Here is a 13,455-nt window from a genome sequence, read left to right on the forward strand (position 1 = left end):
AGACAGTTTTTGGTGATCCATCGAACCCTCAGGGTTTACCCAGCACCTTGCTGAACGCCTGGGCAGCGGGCTGCAGCCATCGCGCCTGCACCAATAGCGGAATCACGGCAGCACCCGGCTCCACCTGCCCGTCTACTTGCAACCGCTGTGGCTTGGCTTCGACCTTGAAATGATGCTCGCCAGCCAGTTGCAGATCCGCTAGCAACTGCACCCCATCCCGGCACTGCAACTCGATCCGGGTATTGCCCAGCTTGACCAGCCACGGGCTCAACAGCGCCAGCTCGTGCCCCAGCAATTCGCCTTCGGCCCGAAGGCAACTCATGCCCGCGCCATTGACCTGCAATCGCCCTTCCCAACGTCCGTCCAGCACGTACATCGGCGCGGGCCAGGCGCTGACCGCACGCGGTGCCATCTGCGCCTGCCAGTTCCACGGCCAGCCATGGATCGACAGCTCCCAGATGCGCTGTTGAAAGCCCAGGTTCACTTGCGCCGCCCACGGCCGGATCTTCCAGTCCACCGGCGCCAGGGCTCCGACGCGAGCCGCTCGGCCAGTCCACAGGCTGCCCGAAACGCTGCTGGGCTGCCAGCCGGTCGGCCATGGCAACTGGCGGGCAACGAAGGCGGCCGGCAGCTCCAGCAGCACGGTCAGGCTGAACACCCAAATACCCCAGAGGATGACCGCGCGACTCATGGCCGCGCCGCCACTTCCAGGCTGAAGGCATAACCCTGGCCGCCGCCCTGCTCCAGGCTCCACTGCACGGGTCGCCCACCCTGCTCCTGCACGGTCCGTAGCAGCAGCTGCAGGGCCTGAGGCCCCGGCAGCTCGCCCTGCAATTGCCAGCGGTCGCCCTGCTGTTCAACGCGGGTCAGTACCCATTGGCGCGACACGGCCAGGGCCTGCCACTGCTCGTTGGAGAACGCCGCTGGCGGCACCAGCGCGCCGGCCTGTTGCGCCAACGCCTGCCACTGGCGGGCATCCTGCCAGGCCGCCAGCAGCGGCCGTGTCACCAGCACCAGCAACAACAGCCCGACGGTTGACCAGCCGGCCAACAGGCCATAGCGGCGCTTGGGTGGCAGTTGGTTGAAGTGGGCCAGGTACTCCAGCATCCGGGCTTTCATGGTTGTTCTCCCAGATCAAAACTCAGGTGCAGTTGACCGGCGACATGTTGCGCCTGGTCAGTCCATTGCGCGCCGGCAGCCTGGGCCATGGCCTGCCATTCGGCGGGCAGCGGCTGGGGGCCATTGCCGCGCAAGGCCAGGCGCCAACGGCTGCCGTCAAACTCGATGCGCGACACCGACCAGCCCGGTTGCTGCTGCAACCAGCCCGAGAGCGCCTGCTCCAGGGCCACGATTTTTTGTTGACGCACCTGCCATTCGGTCGCCTCGCCCTGCACCCGCGCCAGGGCCGTACGCGCCTGTTGCGGGTTGTTGGCCGGCCCGGCCAGCGCCCTGACCTGGGCTTTCCAAACATCAACCTGACGCAGACTCTGCACCAGATACACCGCACTCCAACACGCCGCCAACGCCACGCAACCCAGCAGCAAATGTCGTTGTACGCGGCTCACCCGTGGCGCTCGCGGCCCCCGTGTACGCGTCGGCCGCATACCCTCCAGCACACTGGGCAACTGCTCCAGGCGCGCCAGGCGCGACGGCCAGTCGCCCTCGATCGTCTCGCCAGGCAGGTCGCGCCAAGCCTGGGGCAAGCGCTCACCCAATACCGGCGGCCACACCAACCATTGCCGGGAATGCGCCTTGAGGCAACGCAGCGATTCGCGCCGCCACTCCACCACCTGCCCAGGCTCTGCTGGCGGCAACAACTGCAACTCCGCCCAGCCATGGGTGATCTGCAGCCCAAGCGCGGCGCACTCGGCCAGCCATTGCTGGACCTGCTCGCGTTGCATCACCAACAACTCAAGCTGCCCGGCCTCGCGGGACAGGCAGCTGACCAGCAACGCTTCGCCAGGCTGCTGCGCATACTCTTCAAACAACTGCGGCCACTCGTGGCGCTTGAGCCCCGGCGGCGCCGGCAGGCAGAAGTGACTGCAATCGAGCGCTGGAATAATCAAGGCACCCGGCAATTGCAGCAGCGCCGACGGTGGCGGCCAGGCGCCGCTTGCGCAAGCCCGGTGCGCGCTGTAGTGCAACCACTGCCAACGGCCCTCGGCGGTGGCCGGCGGGCGCACCAGCAACCATTCCCGCGGTTTGCCCCGCAGACGCTCAAACATGCCTGCGCTCCGGCTCATGGCTGGGTATCGGGCAAGGCGAAAGTACAGACATAAGGGGCTCCATGGTGCTCGAACTCGATCCGCACGCCGCGATTGGGCTGGGCGGCAACAGTAGAAGGAAAGGCCAGCCAGCGCGTGCCCTGGTAAAAACTGAACGTGGCGCGCTCGACCGGCGCCAGTGACTCCTTGAGTTGCCAGCGCGGCTTGTCGGCGGCGTACAGGTCGGCCGAGACCAGCAGGTTCAAGCGCTGCTGGCGCGCATCGAACAGCAGGCGCTGACGTTGCACACGCGACGCACCCTCTGCCGGCGGCCAGGCGCCCAGGGCCACCCACTGCAATTGCCCAAGGCTCGGCTGCCACTCCAGCCACGCCAGGTCCAGGGGCAAGCGCTGCTCATACAACTGGCGCAACACCAGGCCATCGAAGCGGCGCTCCAGGGCCATGCAGAACTCCAATACCTGGGGTTCGCTGCCGGGCTCGTCCAGGCGCTCACGCACCTTGACCCAGCCATTGACCAAGGCCGCCAGCAACACTCCGACCACCGCCGTAAGGGCCATAGCTACCAATAGCTCAATCAGGGTCAGGCCACGCTGCGCCGCCTTCATGGGCGCACCAGGAACAGGCTGAACTGACCCAGGGGCTGACGCTGCTGGGGATCGGCAAATAAGCTCAACTCACCCCGGCGCAAGCGGTTGACCCCGGTGTTGCCCAGGGTCAGTTGCCAGTAACAGGTGGCAGGCCCCTGACGCAGCTCGCCGCTCACCGCATTGATCTGCGGCCAGTACTGTTCCACGCCAAACCGCGTCTCCAGCTCCCGCGCGCACAAACTGCCCAGGCGATGTTGCGCGACCGCTTGATGGGTGGCGATGCGCTGGCGCAACAACTGGCTGACCATCACCGCCATCAACGCAGCAATCCCCAGGGCGACCATGACTTCAAGCAAGGTAAAACCGCGCTGGCGCTTCATGGCAGCGTCGCGATATGCAAGGTGTTGTCCGCTTGCCATTGCCAACGCTGGCGGCCCTCGGCCCAGCGCCAGGTGAGTGACACCGGGCGGGCCAGCCCCGACGGGGTGAACATCACCTGGGGCTCGCGGCTCACCGGCCAGTCAGGTTGCAAGCCGGCCGGCCAGGGCGCACCGCGCGAGGGTGCGACCTGCCACCCAGGCGCACCCCGCCCCACCTGCCAGCGCACGAACTCCGGGCTGCGGCCATTCCAGCGCAAGCCCAGCAACTGCCCGGCATGCCGCGCCTGGGCCGCCTGGCTGCGCGCCTCGCTGGCCAGTTGGGCCAGGGCCTGGCGCATCGGCGCCTGGCCAGCGTCCAGGTAGGCCACGCCCAGGGCACTGAACAAGCCGACGATCAACAACACCACCAGCATTTCCAGGAGCGAAAACCCGCGACTGCGCTGCATGCCTAGAGGTCCCAGTTACCGATATCGGCGTCGGTGCCTTCGCCGCCTTCCTGGCCGTCGGCGCCCAGGGAAAACAGGTCCACCCGGCCATGCTGCCCCGGGGTGCGATAGCCATAGGCATTGCCCCACGGGTCCTCGGGCAACCGGCGGATGTAGCCGTCGGTACGCCAGCTGCGCGGTAAGGGTTCCAGGCTCGGCTTGCTGACCAGGGCCTGTAAACCCTGCTCGGAGGTGGGGAATCGCAGGTTGTCGAGGCGGTACATATCCAGCGCCTGCTCCAGGGTCGCCAGGTCGGCCAGGGCCTTCTGGCGCATGGCTTTGTCCTGGCTGCCGAGTACGCTGGGCGCGACCACCGCGATCAACAGGCCGATGATAAAAATCACCACCATGATTTCCATCAGCGTAAAGCCGCGCTCGCGACGCTTGACCGCACGATTGCCAGGCATGGCGTGCTTTTGCATTTCAAGTTCTCCGTTTTCAGGTTGTCTGTTCAAAGGCTCAGGCCCTGATTGAGCTGCATGATCGGCAGCAACACCGCCAGCACGATGAACAGCACCACCGCGCCCATCAGCAGAATCATCAGGGGTTCGAATAACGCCAGCAGCAGGTCGACCTGGCGCGCAAACCCACGCTCCTGGTTGTCGGCGACGCGCTCCAGCATGTCGGGCAAGGTGCCGCTGGCCTCGCCGCTGGCGACCATGTTCAGCAGCATTGGCGGGAAGTGTCCGCTGGCACTCAGGGCGCGGTACAGGGTCACGCCGCCTTCGACCTGCTCACGCACCGCCTCCAGGGCCTGGTGGATCTGCCGGTTGCCAACCGTGGCGGTGGCCACCTCCAGGGATTCGAGCAACGGCACGCCACTGCCGAGCAAAATCGCCAGGCTGCGTGAGACCCGTGCGCTTTCCAGCACCGACAACAGCACGCCAATGCGCGGCAGGCGCAAGGCCAGACTGTCGCGGCGCAAGCGCCATACCGCCTGGCGCAGCAACACCCGCGCGCCCAGCGCCAGCAACAAGCCCAGCCCCAGCAACCACGGGCCGAGCATCACCAGGCCCTCGCTGGCGCCGATCAGCACCCGGGTAATCAGCGGCAGGCTTTGCCCGGTGTGGCTGAACTGCTCGGTGAGCTTGGGCACCACAAAGGTCATCAGGCCGATCACCACCGCCAGCGACACCAGGATCAGCACCGCCGGGTAGATCAACGCCGTGCGCGCCTTGTGCCGTTGTTTCTGCACTTGCTCCAGGTGCTCGGCCAGGCGCTCCAGCACCGGCGCCAATTTGCCCGAGCGCTCGCCGGCCTCGACCAGTGCGCAATACAGCGTATTGAACTGCCCACCCTGGCGGCGCAGGCTCTGGGCCAGGCTCAAGCCTTCGCCCAGGGCACCGCGCACCGCCACCAGCAGGTTGCGAATCGCCGGTTCCGCCAACTGGCGTTCCAGGGTGGCCAAGGCATCCACCAAGGGGATGCCGGCGCTCAACAGCGTGGCCAACTGGCGGGTTAATTCGCACAGTTGCCCATGGTTCAACCGTTGCCCGCGCGGGCTCGACAGGCTTGCGCCCTGCACCTGCAACTCACGGGCAAACAGGCCCTGCTCACGCAGCAGTTGCCGGGCATGGCGCTCGTTTTCCGCCTGGATGCTGGCTTTGCGGCGATTGCCGCGCAGGTCCAGCGCCTGGTAGCGATAGGTCGGCATCAGTCGCGCACCGCACGCAGAACCTGCTCCAGGCTGGTTTCGCCACGGCGCAGGCATTCGGTGGCCATGGCGGTCAGGCTCTGGCGCTTGTCGGCGAGGTATTCGTGCATGGCCGCTTCGCTGGCGCCGTCGTACAACAGGCTGATCAAGCCGGCATCCAGGGTGATGAATTCATAGAGGCCGATCCGCCCGTGGTAACCACTGCCCTGGCAGTCGTCGCAGCCCTGGGGGTGAAAGCTGTGTTCCAGCAGGGCCAGCTCCGGCCACAACTGGCGTTCGGCGGCCAGCAACGGTGCCGGCGTTGCGCAATGGCACAAACGCCGCACCAGACGCTGGGCCATCACGCCCTTGAGGCTGGAGGCGATCAGGAACGGTTCGATGCCCATGTCCCGCAACCGCGTGACCGCGCCCACCGCGCTGTTGGTGTGCAGTGTCGACAGCACCAGGTGCCCGGTAAGGCTGGCTTGCACCGCGATCTGTGCGGTCTCCTGGTCGCGGATTTCGCCGAGCATGATCACGTCCGGGTCCTGGCGCAGGATCGCCCGCAGGCCGCTGGCGAAGGTCATGCCGGCGCGGGGGTTGATCGCGGTCTGGCCGATGCCGGTAATCGCGTACTCCACTGGGTCTTCGACGGTGAGGATATTGCACGAGCCATCGTTCAGCGCATTCAGGCTGGCATACAGCGTGGTGGTCTTGCCCGAGCCGGTGGGCCCAGTGCTCAGCAAGATCCCGTTGGGCCGCGACAGGCAGGCGCGCAGGGCCTGTTCGACCTCTGCAGGCATGCCCAGGTTGTTCAGGTCCAGCAGGTTGGCCTGCTTGTCCAGCACACGCATTACCACACGTTCGCCGTGAATGCCGGGCAAGGTCGAAACCCGGATATCCACCTCGCGCCCGCCGGAGCGCAAGGTAATGCGCCCGTCCTGGGGCTGGCGTTTTTCGGCGATATCCAGGCGCGCCATGACCTTGATCCGCGACACCAGCATGGCCGACAAGGCCCGTGGCGGGCGCAGGATCTCGCGCAGATGGCCGTCCACCCGCAAGCGCACCACCAGGCTCTGTTCGAAGGTCTCGATATGGATATCCGAGGCCCGCAAACGCAGGCCTTCAGCGAACAGGCCATTGATCAGGCGGATCACCGGCGCTTCGTTGTCACTCTCCAGCAGGTCTTCGATCCGTGGCAGTTCGTTGATCAGGCTGTCGAGATCGACCTGCTCGCCGATGCCCTCGATCAACGCTGCCGTGGCCGACTCGCCGGCCTGGTACAAGGCCCCCAGGCGCAGTTCGTATTGGGCCGGATCGAGGTGCTCGACCAGCGTCGGCAGGCCATGCACGCGCAGCACTTCCTGCAAGGCGTCGGTGTCGACATCCTCGCGCAAACACAAGGTCCAGCCTTGCGCGCCCGGCGCCCGCGCCAGGCCCGCCTGGCGTGCCAGTCTATAGGGCAACAACATACTCACCACACGCCCTCGTCGAGACGCTCGCGGCTGGCCGGGAACAGGCGCAGCAAGGCGTTGTTATCGGAGATCGCGGGCAATGCCAGGTTCGAATTGACCTTGAGGTTGCGGTACTTCTCGCTGCTCAGTTGGGCCAGGGTTTCGCCGTCGCGCATGATCCGCGGGCGGATAAACACCATCAGGTTCTGCTTGGTGCGCTGGCTGGCGTTGGAGCGGAACAGCCGCCCTATCCCTGGGATATCGCCGAGCCACGGCACACGCTGGTCACTGTTCTTGGCCTCGTCGCCGATCAGCCCGCCCAGCACCACCAGGCCGTTGTCTTCGACCATGACCTTGGTCTTGATCTCGCGCTTGTTGGTGATCACATCGCTGGCGCCGGTACTCTCGGCAATCGACGAGACCTCTTGCACGATGTCCAGGCGCACGGTGTTGTCGATATTGATCTGCGGCTTGATCCGCAGCTTGATCCCCACTTCCTTGCGCTCGATGGTCTGGTAGGGGTTGGTGTTGTTCTGTGTCACCGAGCCCGTCACAAACGGTACTTCCTGGCCCACCAGGATCGACGCTTCGGCGTTGTCCAGGGTCAGCAGGGTCGGGGTCGAGAGCAGGTTGAAGCCACTTTCGCTTTTCAATGCATTGAGCAGCGCAAGGAAGTTCAGCCCGCCGCCATTGAGCTTGCCAAAGCCGGCGGTCGCCCCTGGCACATTGGCCAACAGCTTGCCCAGGCCTGCGGTGTCGCCGCTGCCAGCGGCCCCGGCCAGGCCAGCGATGCTCGTCCCACCATTGGTAAAGTTCACCGCGCCGCCGCCAAACGAGTCGCCCAAAAACAGCCATTGCACACCCAGTTCCTGGGCGCGGGTGTCGGAGACTTCGGCGATGATTGCTTCCACCACCACCTGGGCGCGGCGGATATCCAGTTGTTCGACGATGGTGCGGTAGGCGGCGATTTCGCTGTCCGGGCCGACCATCACCACGGCGTTGGTGCCCTCCTCCGATTCCATGCGAATGCCTGAGGCGCTGACCGCCATCTGCTTGGGCGCACCTTCGGTGGGCACGCCTTCGCCACCGGCGCCCGGGGTGTCCTGGCTCAAGCCGCGCAGCACCTTGACCACCTCAGCCGCATTGGCATGGCGCAGGTACATCACCACCGTGTTCGAAGGTCGCAAGGCAGTTTGTGGCTGGTCCAATTGCTTGAGCAACGCGCGCACCCGCTGGCGGCTGTCGGCACTGCCGCGTACCAGCAACGCGTTGCTGCGCGGGTCGGCAACCACCTGCGCGCCATCGGCGCCCTGCTCGCGGGCCAGCAGGCGGGTCATCAATTGTGCGGTGTCGTTGGCGCTGGCATTGACCAGGGGCAGCACTTCCAGGGGCTCCTGGCTGACCTGGTCGAGTTGCTGCAACAGCGCATCGATACGGTCGAGGTTGCTGCGCCAGTCGGTGATCACCAGCAGGTTGGCCGACGGGTACGGGCTGATCACTCCCACCCGGGGGTCAATCAGCGGCTTGAGGATATTGAGCATCTGTTCACTGGCGGCGTTGCGCACACTGAATACCCGGGTGGCCATGCCATCGTTGGCTTGCACGGCCTGCCGTGCAGACTCCACCGGCACCGGCTCCAGGCGCGCGGCCTGGTCCGGCACGATTTTCACGCTGCCATTGGGCAGGTTGACCGCAGCAAAACCCTGGGCGCGCAACTGGGCGAGGAAGATGTCATAGATGGCCTCGCTACCAAGCATATCGAGGCTGCGCACCGTGACCTTGCCCTTGACCCGTGGGTCGATGATGAAGGTGGTGTTGGTGATGCGCGACACGCTGTCGATAAAGTCCGTGAGTTCGGTGTCGATGAAGTTCACTTCATACAAGGCTGGCGCGTCTTCGGCGTGGGCTGGAGTCACACTCAAGGCCAGGCACAATGCGCTCAGGCCCAGGCATTTATTGATCATGTGCATCGTCGGTTCATTCCTTGCGCTTGAGGCCGATCACCGGTCGCTCAGTCGGCCATGGCAAGCGCTCGCGCTGCCCTTGATTGTCGAAAATCAGTCCACGGTCATCAATGTCTTGCAGGACGATGCCGGGAGCCAGACGCTGACCCAGGGTCAGCGTGCGTTCTTGTTGCTGATAGCGCAGGACCAGTACCGTGGCGCGCAACGGCGTGGCCTTGAGGCTGCCCAGGTAATCGACCTTGAGGGTGGTCAACGGCAGGTCGTCGCTGGGAGCCTGACGCGGTGTCCAGTGGTTGCTCAACAGGTCGGCGACCGGCGCCGCTGGCGGGTTTAGCGCGATCGGTTGCGCGATGCCGTGCCACAGTTGCAGCACACATTGCGCTGCCAGCCAGGCCAGGAGCGTTGCCAGCAGCAGGTTGCCCGCACGGTTCAACTGACCAGGCTCCGTGGATGCCATCCCGGATGCCCCTGCACGTAGCGCACTTCAGGCAATTGCAGCGGCGCCAGTTGCCAATCCGCCGGCTGCTCGCGCAACCAGCCTTCAAGGTGCTGCCACAGCGGTTGCCCGGCATCGGCGGCAAAGCCCAGGCCAAAGGTGCGGCAGGTGCCGACCGGCTCGGCAAACTCACTGACCCGCTTGCCGCCCGGGCTATAGGTGACCTGCCAGGGTTGGCCGAGCCAGCGTGGCAAGTCCTGGCTGTTATCCAATAGCAGTGGTTCTCCAAACAGCTGTTCGGCGCCGTTTTCCAGGACCTGGCGCACCTGCTGCGCCGGGACATCCACGACCGGCGCCGGGTAGCTGGCGCTCAGGCTGATCAAGTGTTCGCGGGTAATCATCTGGCCACGGGCCAAGGGGCTGTCGTAGCGCAGGCCCGGCAGCAGTACTGCGCTCTTGGGCTCGCGGGCCAGGGCCTGATGCAACAGGCGATCCCAACTGCCGGCGCGTACATCGCGGCGCCAGAGGTTTTCCGGGGCCTTGGCCAAGGGTTGGTCGAGCCACGCCGCGTGGGCTGCGCGCTGTTGTTGCAGGCGTGGTTGCAGGCGCTGGGCGTGGGCCTGGGCGGGAGCGTCCAACGCACTGGCCTGGGCCGCAAAAAAGCGCGCATCAAAGCGCCATTGCCCGGCCTGGGCCTGGCAGCGGATACGGAAGGCGCCGCTGGCCCGGGTCCCGCCCAGCACCACCGGGACGCGCTTGCCGGAGCTTTGCAGGATTTCTACCGGCTGCGGCCACAGGTCCTGGCCACGGGCACACAACATCAAGTCCACCTGACTCAGGCGCTCGGCCAGCCAGAAGCCCGGGCCGGTACCGACATCGGCCAGGGCCACCACCAGGTCGGCTTCTTCACGGGCCTGGGTGAGCACCGGTTGCAGGCTGTGCAACCACTCTTTCAAAGACCCTTGCTGGTCCCGCGCATAAGGGTCGGTAATGCCAACCACAGCGATGCGCACGCCGCCCCGGCGGAACACCTGCATGCCTGGGGTGGACAGGCGTTGCGCGCTGGCGCTGGCCAGCCCGGCGCCCAGCACCGGGTGGCCGAATTGCTGGTACAGGCCCTGGCATTGTTCGGGCCATAGCACGCGCTCGTCGCTGCTGACTCGCACTTCGCTGCCGAGCAACTGGCTGCCCTGGACCCCGGACAGGCCACGGGTCAGGTAGGCCAGGCCGCTGCCATTCCAGCACTGGCCGTTTTCCAGGGTCAGGCTATTCTCAGGGCCGGCTTCATCGCGCAGGCGTTGCAACACCGCGCCGAGTACCGCGTAGCCGCCGGTTTGCACACCGTCACTTAAGGAGGCATCCAGCAGGCCATCCAACTGGCTGCCATCGGCCTGGCGAAAACGCGCATTGGCACCGGTAATCCAAGGTGCCTGGCCGATGCGCGTCGCCGGCCCCAGGCGTGTGGCGGGCACCACCGGGCGACCCGGCAGGCGTGCATCGAGGGTGTCAGCGATATACAGCAGGTCGACCGGCTGGCTGTCCGCAGGCCCCGCCGCAGCCCCCCGGCTGGAGCAGCCGGCCAGCCACGGGGCACAGGCGCCCAGCGTCATCCATCCCAATACATCGCGCCGCACCATTGAAACCATTGTTCTCTCACCCTGAGGCTAACTGCTTTAAGGGCGGCATAGTGGGGGTCAATTAATGACGGTTTAATGTCAGTTTTTTAACAGGAGTGAAATATGCAAATCTGCAACAAAAGGAAATAAAAAAATTAAACTTAAATACATTTTTAACAAAACCGACCGCGAATCATCACATTCGGCTCTTAGAGTTCGGGCTCCTTTCAAAAATCGTGATCTACAAAGGACCTGATGAAATGAGTCGAGAGACTGGCGACAACCAGAATCGCAACCTGAGCCTCAATGAGCCGATGGAATCGGTACTCACTGCCTACCTGAGCCGCCGCAGTGTGGTACGGGGCGGGCTCGGCGCCGCGATCGCCATGATTGCCGGTACCGGCCTGACGGGCTGTTTTGACAGCGGCGGTGGCTCGGACAACGACACCCCTACCCAGCCGCCAAAGCCGGCACTGAAACTGGGCTTCAACTCGATCCCCGGCTCCCTCACCGATGCCTGCACCGTGGCCGCCGGCTACACCGCCCACGTGCTGGCCCCTTGGGGTACACCGCTGAACAGCAACGCTGCCCCTTGGAAAAGCGACGGCAGCAACACCTCGACCGACCAGGCCAACGCGGTAGGCATGCACCACGACGGCATGCACTTCTTTCCAATCAATGGCAGCTCCACCGACGGCCTGCTTGCGATCAACCACGAATACATCGATGCGCAAGCCCTGCACCCGGCGGGCCCGACCCTGGTCGGCGGTGTTCGTCCGGTCGAAGAAGTGCGCAAGGAAATCAACGCCCACGGTGCGGGCGTGATGCGCATCAGTAAGGTCAACGGCCGTTGGCAGGTGATGGAAAACGATCCGTTGAACCGCCGCTTCACCACGGCTACGGTCATGGACCTGGCGGGGCCGATGAAAGGCACCGAGCACGTAAAAACCAAATTCTCGCCGACCGGCACCCAGACCCGCGGCACCAACAACAACTGTGGTAACGGCTATACCCCGTGGGGCACCTACCTCACCTGCGAAGAAAACTGGCCAGGGATTTTCGTCAATAAAAGTGGCGCCCGCCCGGCAGACCAGGTACGCATCGGCGTGGGCACCGGCAGCGGCAACTATCGCTGGGAGAGCGTTGCCGGTGATCCAAGCGAGGTTAACGGTGAGTTCAGCCGCTTCGACGTGACCCCAAGCGGCGCCACCGCCACTGATGACTACCGCAACGAAGCCAGCACCTATGGCTACATCGTTGAGATCGACCCGTACAACGCTTCGACCCGCGCCGTGAAACGCACCGCCCTCGGCCGTTTCCGCCACGAAGGTTGCTGGCCAGGCCTGACCACCGCCGGCAAGCCAGTGGTGTTCTACAGCGGTGACGACTCGCAGAACGAGTACCTGTACAAATTCGTCTCCACCGCCTTGTGGGACCCGGCTGACGCCAACCCCAGCGACCGCCTGGCCACCGGCGCCAAGTACATGGACAGCGGTAAACTCTACGTGGCGCGCTTCAATGCCGACGGCAGCGGCAACTGGTTGCTGCTCGACGTGGCCAGCCCGACCGTGGATGGCAGCACCCTGGGCGCGAAGTTCACCGACCTGCCGGGGATCATCCTCAACACCCGTGGCGCGGCCGACGCCGTGGGCGCCACACCGATGGACCGCCCGGAGTGGACCTCGGTCAACCCGCTCAATGGCGACGTCTACCTGACGCTCACCAACAACACCAGCCGCACCGTGGCCAACGCCGCCAACCCGCGCGTCAAAAACAAGCACGGGCACATCATTCGCTGGCATGACGCGGACAACCAGGTGTCCTTCACCTGGGACATCTTTGTGTTTGGCGCCAACGCCGCAGGCGCCCCGGACATCAACCGCTCAGGCCTGACCACGCTGAACCAGTTCGCCAGCCCGGATGGCATGACCTTCGACAGCCGTGGCGTAATGTGGATCCAGACCGACAACGGCGAAAAAACCCTGACCGACTACACCAACGACCAGATGCTGGTGGTGATCCCGACCAATATGGTCGATGCCCAGGGTAAGCAAGTGCCGGTCAATGCGCAGAACCAGGCTGACCTGCGCCGCTTCTTCGTCGGGCCTAACGGTTCTGAAGTGACGGGGGTGACCTTCACACCCGATAACAAGACGGTGTTCGTCAACATCCAACACCCGGACAACTGGCCGTCCACCGGTGTGGCTACCGACGTCACGGTTGGCACAGTCCGCCCTCGCGCCTCCACGGTTGTGATCCAGCGTGCTGACGGGGGTGAATTGGCGATCTGATCCAGCGGCAGGAGCCGGCCCGGCTCCTGCATCACGATCCTTGTGGGGGCTGTCGAGCTCCGGCGAGGCTGCGATGACGAGGTCATTGCCAGCATGGATGTTGGCTGATCTACCGCTATCGCAGCCTCGCCGGGGCTCGACAGCTCCCACACTTGCTTTGTGGTGATCTCAAAATCAACAGGTGGGATCTCGGGTTTGCGCCACACTGCACAGCAAATGTGGGAGCTTGCCTGCGATGGCGGTGGATCAGCCGCCAGAAACAGTGACTGGACTGCCGCTTTCGCGAGCAAGCCCGCTCCCACAGGGGATCTGCGCGGGGCAGAGAATGTTGGCACCACCACAAATCAAATGTGGGAGCTGGCTTACCTGCGATGGCGGCAGGTC

General features: G+C 64.9%; 13 protein-coding genes. 1 reads left to right on the forward strand and 12 read right to left on the reverse strand.

Features of this window, described 5'->3' with window-relative positions:
* Positions 1 to 28: 28 nt before the first annotated feature.
* From HBO24_RS02610 to HBO24_RS02665, 12 genes are read right to left on the reverse strand one after another with little or no spacing between them, the layout of a single operon-like run.
* Positions 29 to 691, reverse strand: coding sequence for a general secretion pathway protein GspN (locus HBO24_RS02610; RefSeq protein ID WP_170059251.1), 663 nt, complete (start codon positions 689 to 691; stop codon positions 29 to 31).
* Positions 688 to 1,119 carry a type II secretion system protein GspM gene (gspM, locus tag HBO24_RS02615; RefSeq protein WP_170044174.1) on the reverse strand — a complete coding sequence of 144 codons (432 nt, stop codon included), beginning with the start codon at positions 1,117 to 1,119 and terminating at the stop codon, positions 688 to 690. The genes HBO24_RS02610 and gspM overlap by 4 nt, the downstream gene beginning before the upstream one ends.
* Positions 1,116 to 2,225, reverse strand: coding sequence for a hypothetical protein (locus tag HBO24_RS02620; protein WP_057440956.1), 1,110 nt, complete (start codon positions 2,223 to 2,225; stop codon positions 1,116 to 1,118). The genes gspM and HBO24_RS02620 overlap by 4 nt, the downstream gene beginning before the upstream one ends.
* Positions 2,226 to 2,239: 14 nt before the next feature.
* Positions 2,240 to 2,830: a prepilin-type N-terminal cleavage/methylation domain-containing protein gene (locus tag HBO24_RS02625; protein ID WP_057440954.1), complete on the reverse strand. Its 591-nt coding sequence runs from the start codon at positions 2,828 to 2,830 to the stop codon at positions 2,240 to 2,242.
* Entirely contained in the window at positions 2,827 to 3,192 is a 366-nt protein-coding gene (locus HBO24_RS02630; protein ID WP_057440952.1) for a type II secretion system protein, read from the reverse strand. The genes HBO24_RS02625 and HBO24_RS02630 overlap by 4 nt, the downstream gene beginning before the upstream one ends.
* Positions 3,189 to 3,638, reverse strand: a complete 450-nt coding sequence (gene gspH, locus HBO24_RS02635; RefSeq protein ID WP_169989783.1) for a type II secretion system minor pseudopilin GspH — start codon at positions 3,636 to 3,638, stop codon at positions 3,189 to 3,191. The genes HBO24_RS02630 and gspH overlap by 4 nt, the downstream gene beginning before the upstream one ends.
* Before the next feature lie 2 nt (positions 3,639 to 3,640).
* On the reverse strand, positions 3,641 to 4,099 hold the full coding sequence (gspG, locus tag HBO24_RS02640) for a type II secretion system major pseudopilin GspG (protein WP_269749501.1): 459 nt from the start codon (positions 4,097 to 4,099) through the stop codon (positions 3,641 to 3,643).
* Positions 4,100 to 4,128: 29 nt separating this feature from the next.
* Entirely contained in the window at positions 4,129 to 5,331 is a 1,203-nt protein-coding gene (gene gspF, locus HBO24_RS02645) for a type II secretion system inner membrane protein GspF (protein ID WP_057440948.1), read from the reverse strand.
* Positions 5,331 to 6,779, reverse strand: a complete 1,449-nt coding sequence (locus HBO24_RS02650; protein ID WP_081044222.1) for an ATPase, T2SS/T4P/T4SS family — start codon at positions 6,777 to 6,779, stop codon at positions 5,331 to 5,333. Before HBO24_RS02650 ends, gspF begins: the two co-directional genes overlap by 1 nt.
* A 5-nt stretch (positions 6,780 to 6,784) precedes the next feature.
* Positions 6,785 to 8,728, reverse strand: coding sequence for a type II secretion system secretin GspD (gspD, locus tag HBO24_RS02655; RefSeq protein WP_057440992.1), 1,944 nt, complete (start codon positions 8,726 to 8,728; stop codon positions 6,785 to 6,787).
* Between the two features lie 13 nt (positions 8,729 to 8,741).
* Positions 8,742 to 9,185: a hypothetical protein gene (locus HBO24_RS02660; protein ID WP_057440946.1), complete on the reverse strand. Its 444-nt coding sequence runs from the start codon at positions 9,183 to 9,185 to the stop codon at positions 8,742 to 8,744.
* Complete coding sequence (locus tag HBO24_RS02665; protein ID WP_170059252.1) at positions 9,158 to 10,810, reverse strand: lipoprotein UxpA; 1,653 nt, start codon at positions 10,808 to 10,810, stop codon at positions 9,158 to 9,160. Before HBO24_RS02665 ends, HBO24_RS02660 begins: the two co-directional genes overlap by 28 nt.
* 230 nt (positions 10,811 to 11,040) lie before the next feature.
* Here HBO24_RS02665 and HBO24_RS02670 point away from each other — a divergent pair, with 230 nt between their 5' ends.
* On the forward strand, positions 11,041 to 13,071 hold the full coding sequence (locus HBO24_RS02670; RefSeq protein ID WP_170044176.1) for a PhoX family phosphatase: 2,031 nt from the start codon (positions 11,041 to 11,043) through the stop codon (positions 13,069 to 13,071).
* Positions 13,072 to 13,455: the final 384 nt, after the last annotated feature.

Source organism: Pseudomonas sp. WS 5410 (genome assembly GCF_012985645.1).
Classification (GTDB): domain Bacteria; phylum Pseudomonadota; class Gammaproteobacteria; order Pseudomonadales; family Pseudomonadaceae; genus Aquipseudomonas; species Aquipseudomonas shahriarae.

Coding starts and splice junctions, on each gene's coding strand:
- HBO24_RS02665 (WP_170059252.1), bottom strand. CDS start 10,810: ATGGTTTCAATGGTGCGGCGCGATGTATTGGGATGGATGACGCTGGGC.
- gspH (WP_169989783.1), bottom strand. CDS start 3,638: ATGCAGCGCAGTCGCGGGTTTTCGCTCCTGGAAATGCTGGTGGTGTTG.
- gspG (WP_269749501.1), bottom strand. CDS start 4,099: ATGCAAAAGCACGCCATGCCTGGCAATCGTGCGGTCAAGCGTCGCGAG.
- HBO24_RS02610 (WP_170059251.1), bottom strand. CDS start 691: ATGAGTCGCGCGGTCATCCTCTGGGGTATTTGGGTGTTCAGCCTGACC.
- HBO24_RS02670 (WP_170044176.1), top strand. CDS start 11,041: ATGAGTCGAGAGACTGGCGACAACCAGAATCGCAACCTGAGCCTCAAT.
- HBO24_RS02625 (WP_057440954.1), bottom strand. CDS start 2,830: ATGAAGGCGGCGCAGCGTGGCCTGACCCTGATTGAGCTATTGGTAGCT.
- HBO24_RS02620 (WP_057440956.1), bottom strand. CDS start 2,225: ATGTTTGAGCGTCTGCGGGGCAAACCGCGGGAATGGTTGCTGGTGCGC.
- gspD (WP_057440992.1), bottom strand. CDS start 8,728: ATGATCAATAAATGCCTGGGCCTGAGCGCATTGTGCCTGGCCTTGAGT.
- HBO24_RS02630 (WP_057440952.1), bottom strand. CDS start 3,192: ATGAAGCGCCAGCGCGGTTTTACCTTGCTTGAAGTCATGGTCGCCCTG.
- gspF (WP_057440948.1), bottom strand. CDS start 5,331: ATGCCGACCTATCGCTACCAGGCGCTGGACCTGCGCGGCAATCGCCGC.
- HBO24_RS02660 (WP_057440946.1), bottom strand. CDS start 9,185: ATGGCATCCACGGAGCCTGGTCAGTTGAACCGTGCGGGCAACCTGCTG.
- gspM (WP_170044174.1), bottom strand. CDS start 1,119: ATGAAAGCCCGGATGCTGGAGTACCTGGCCCACTTCAACCAACTGCCA.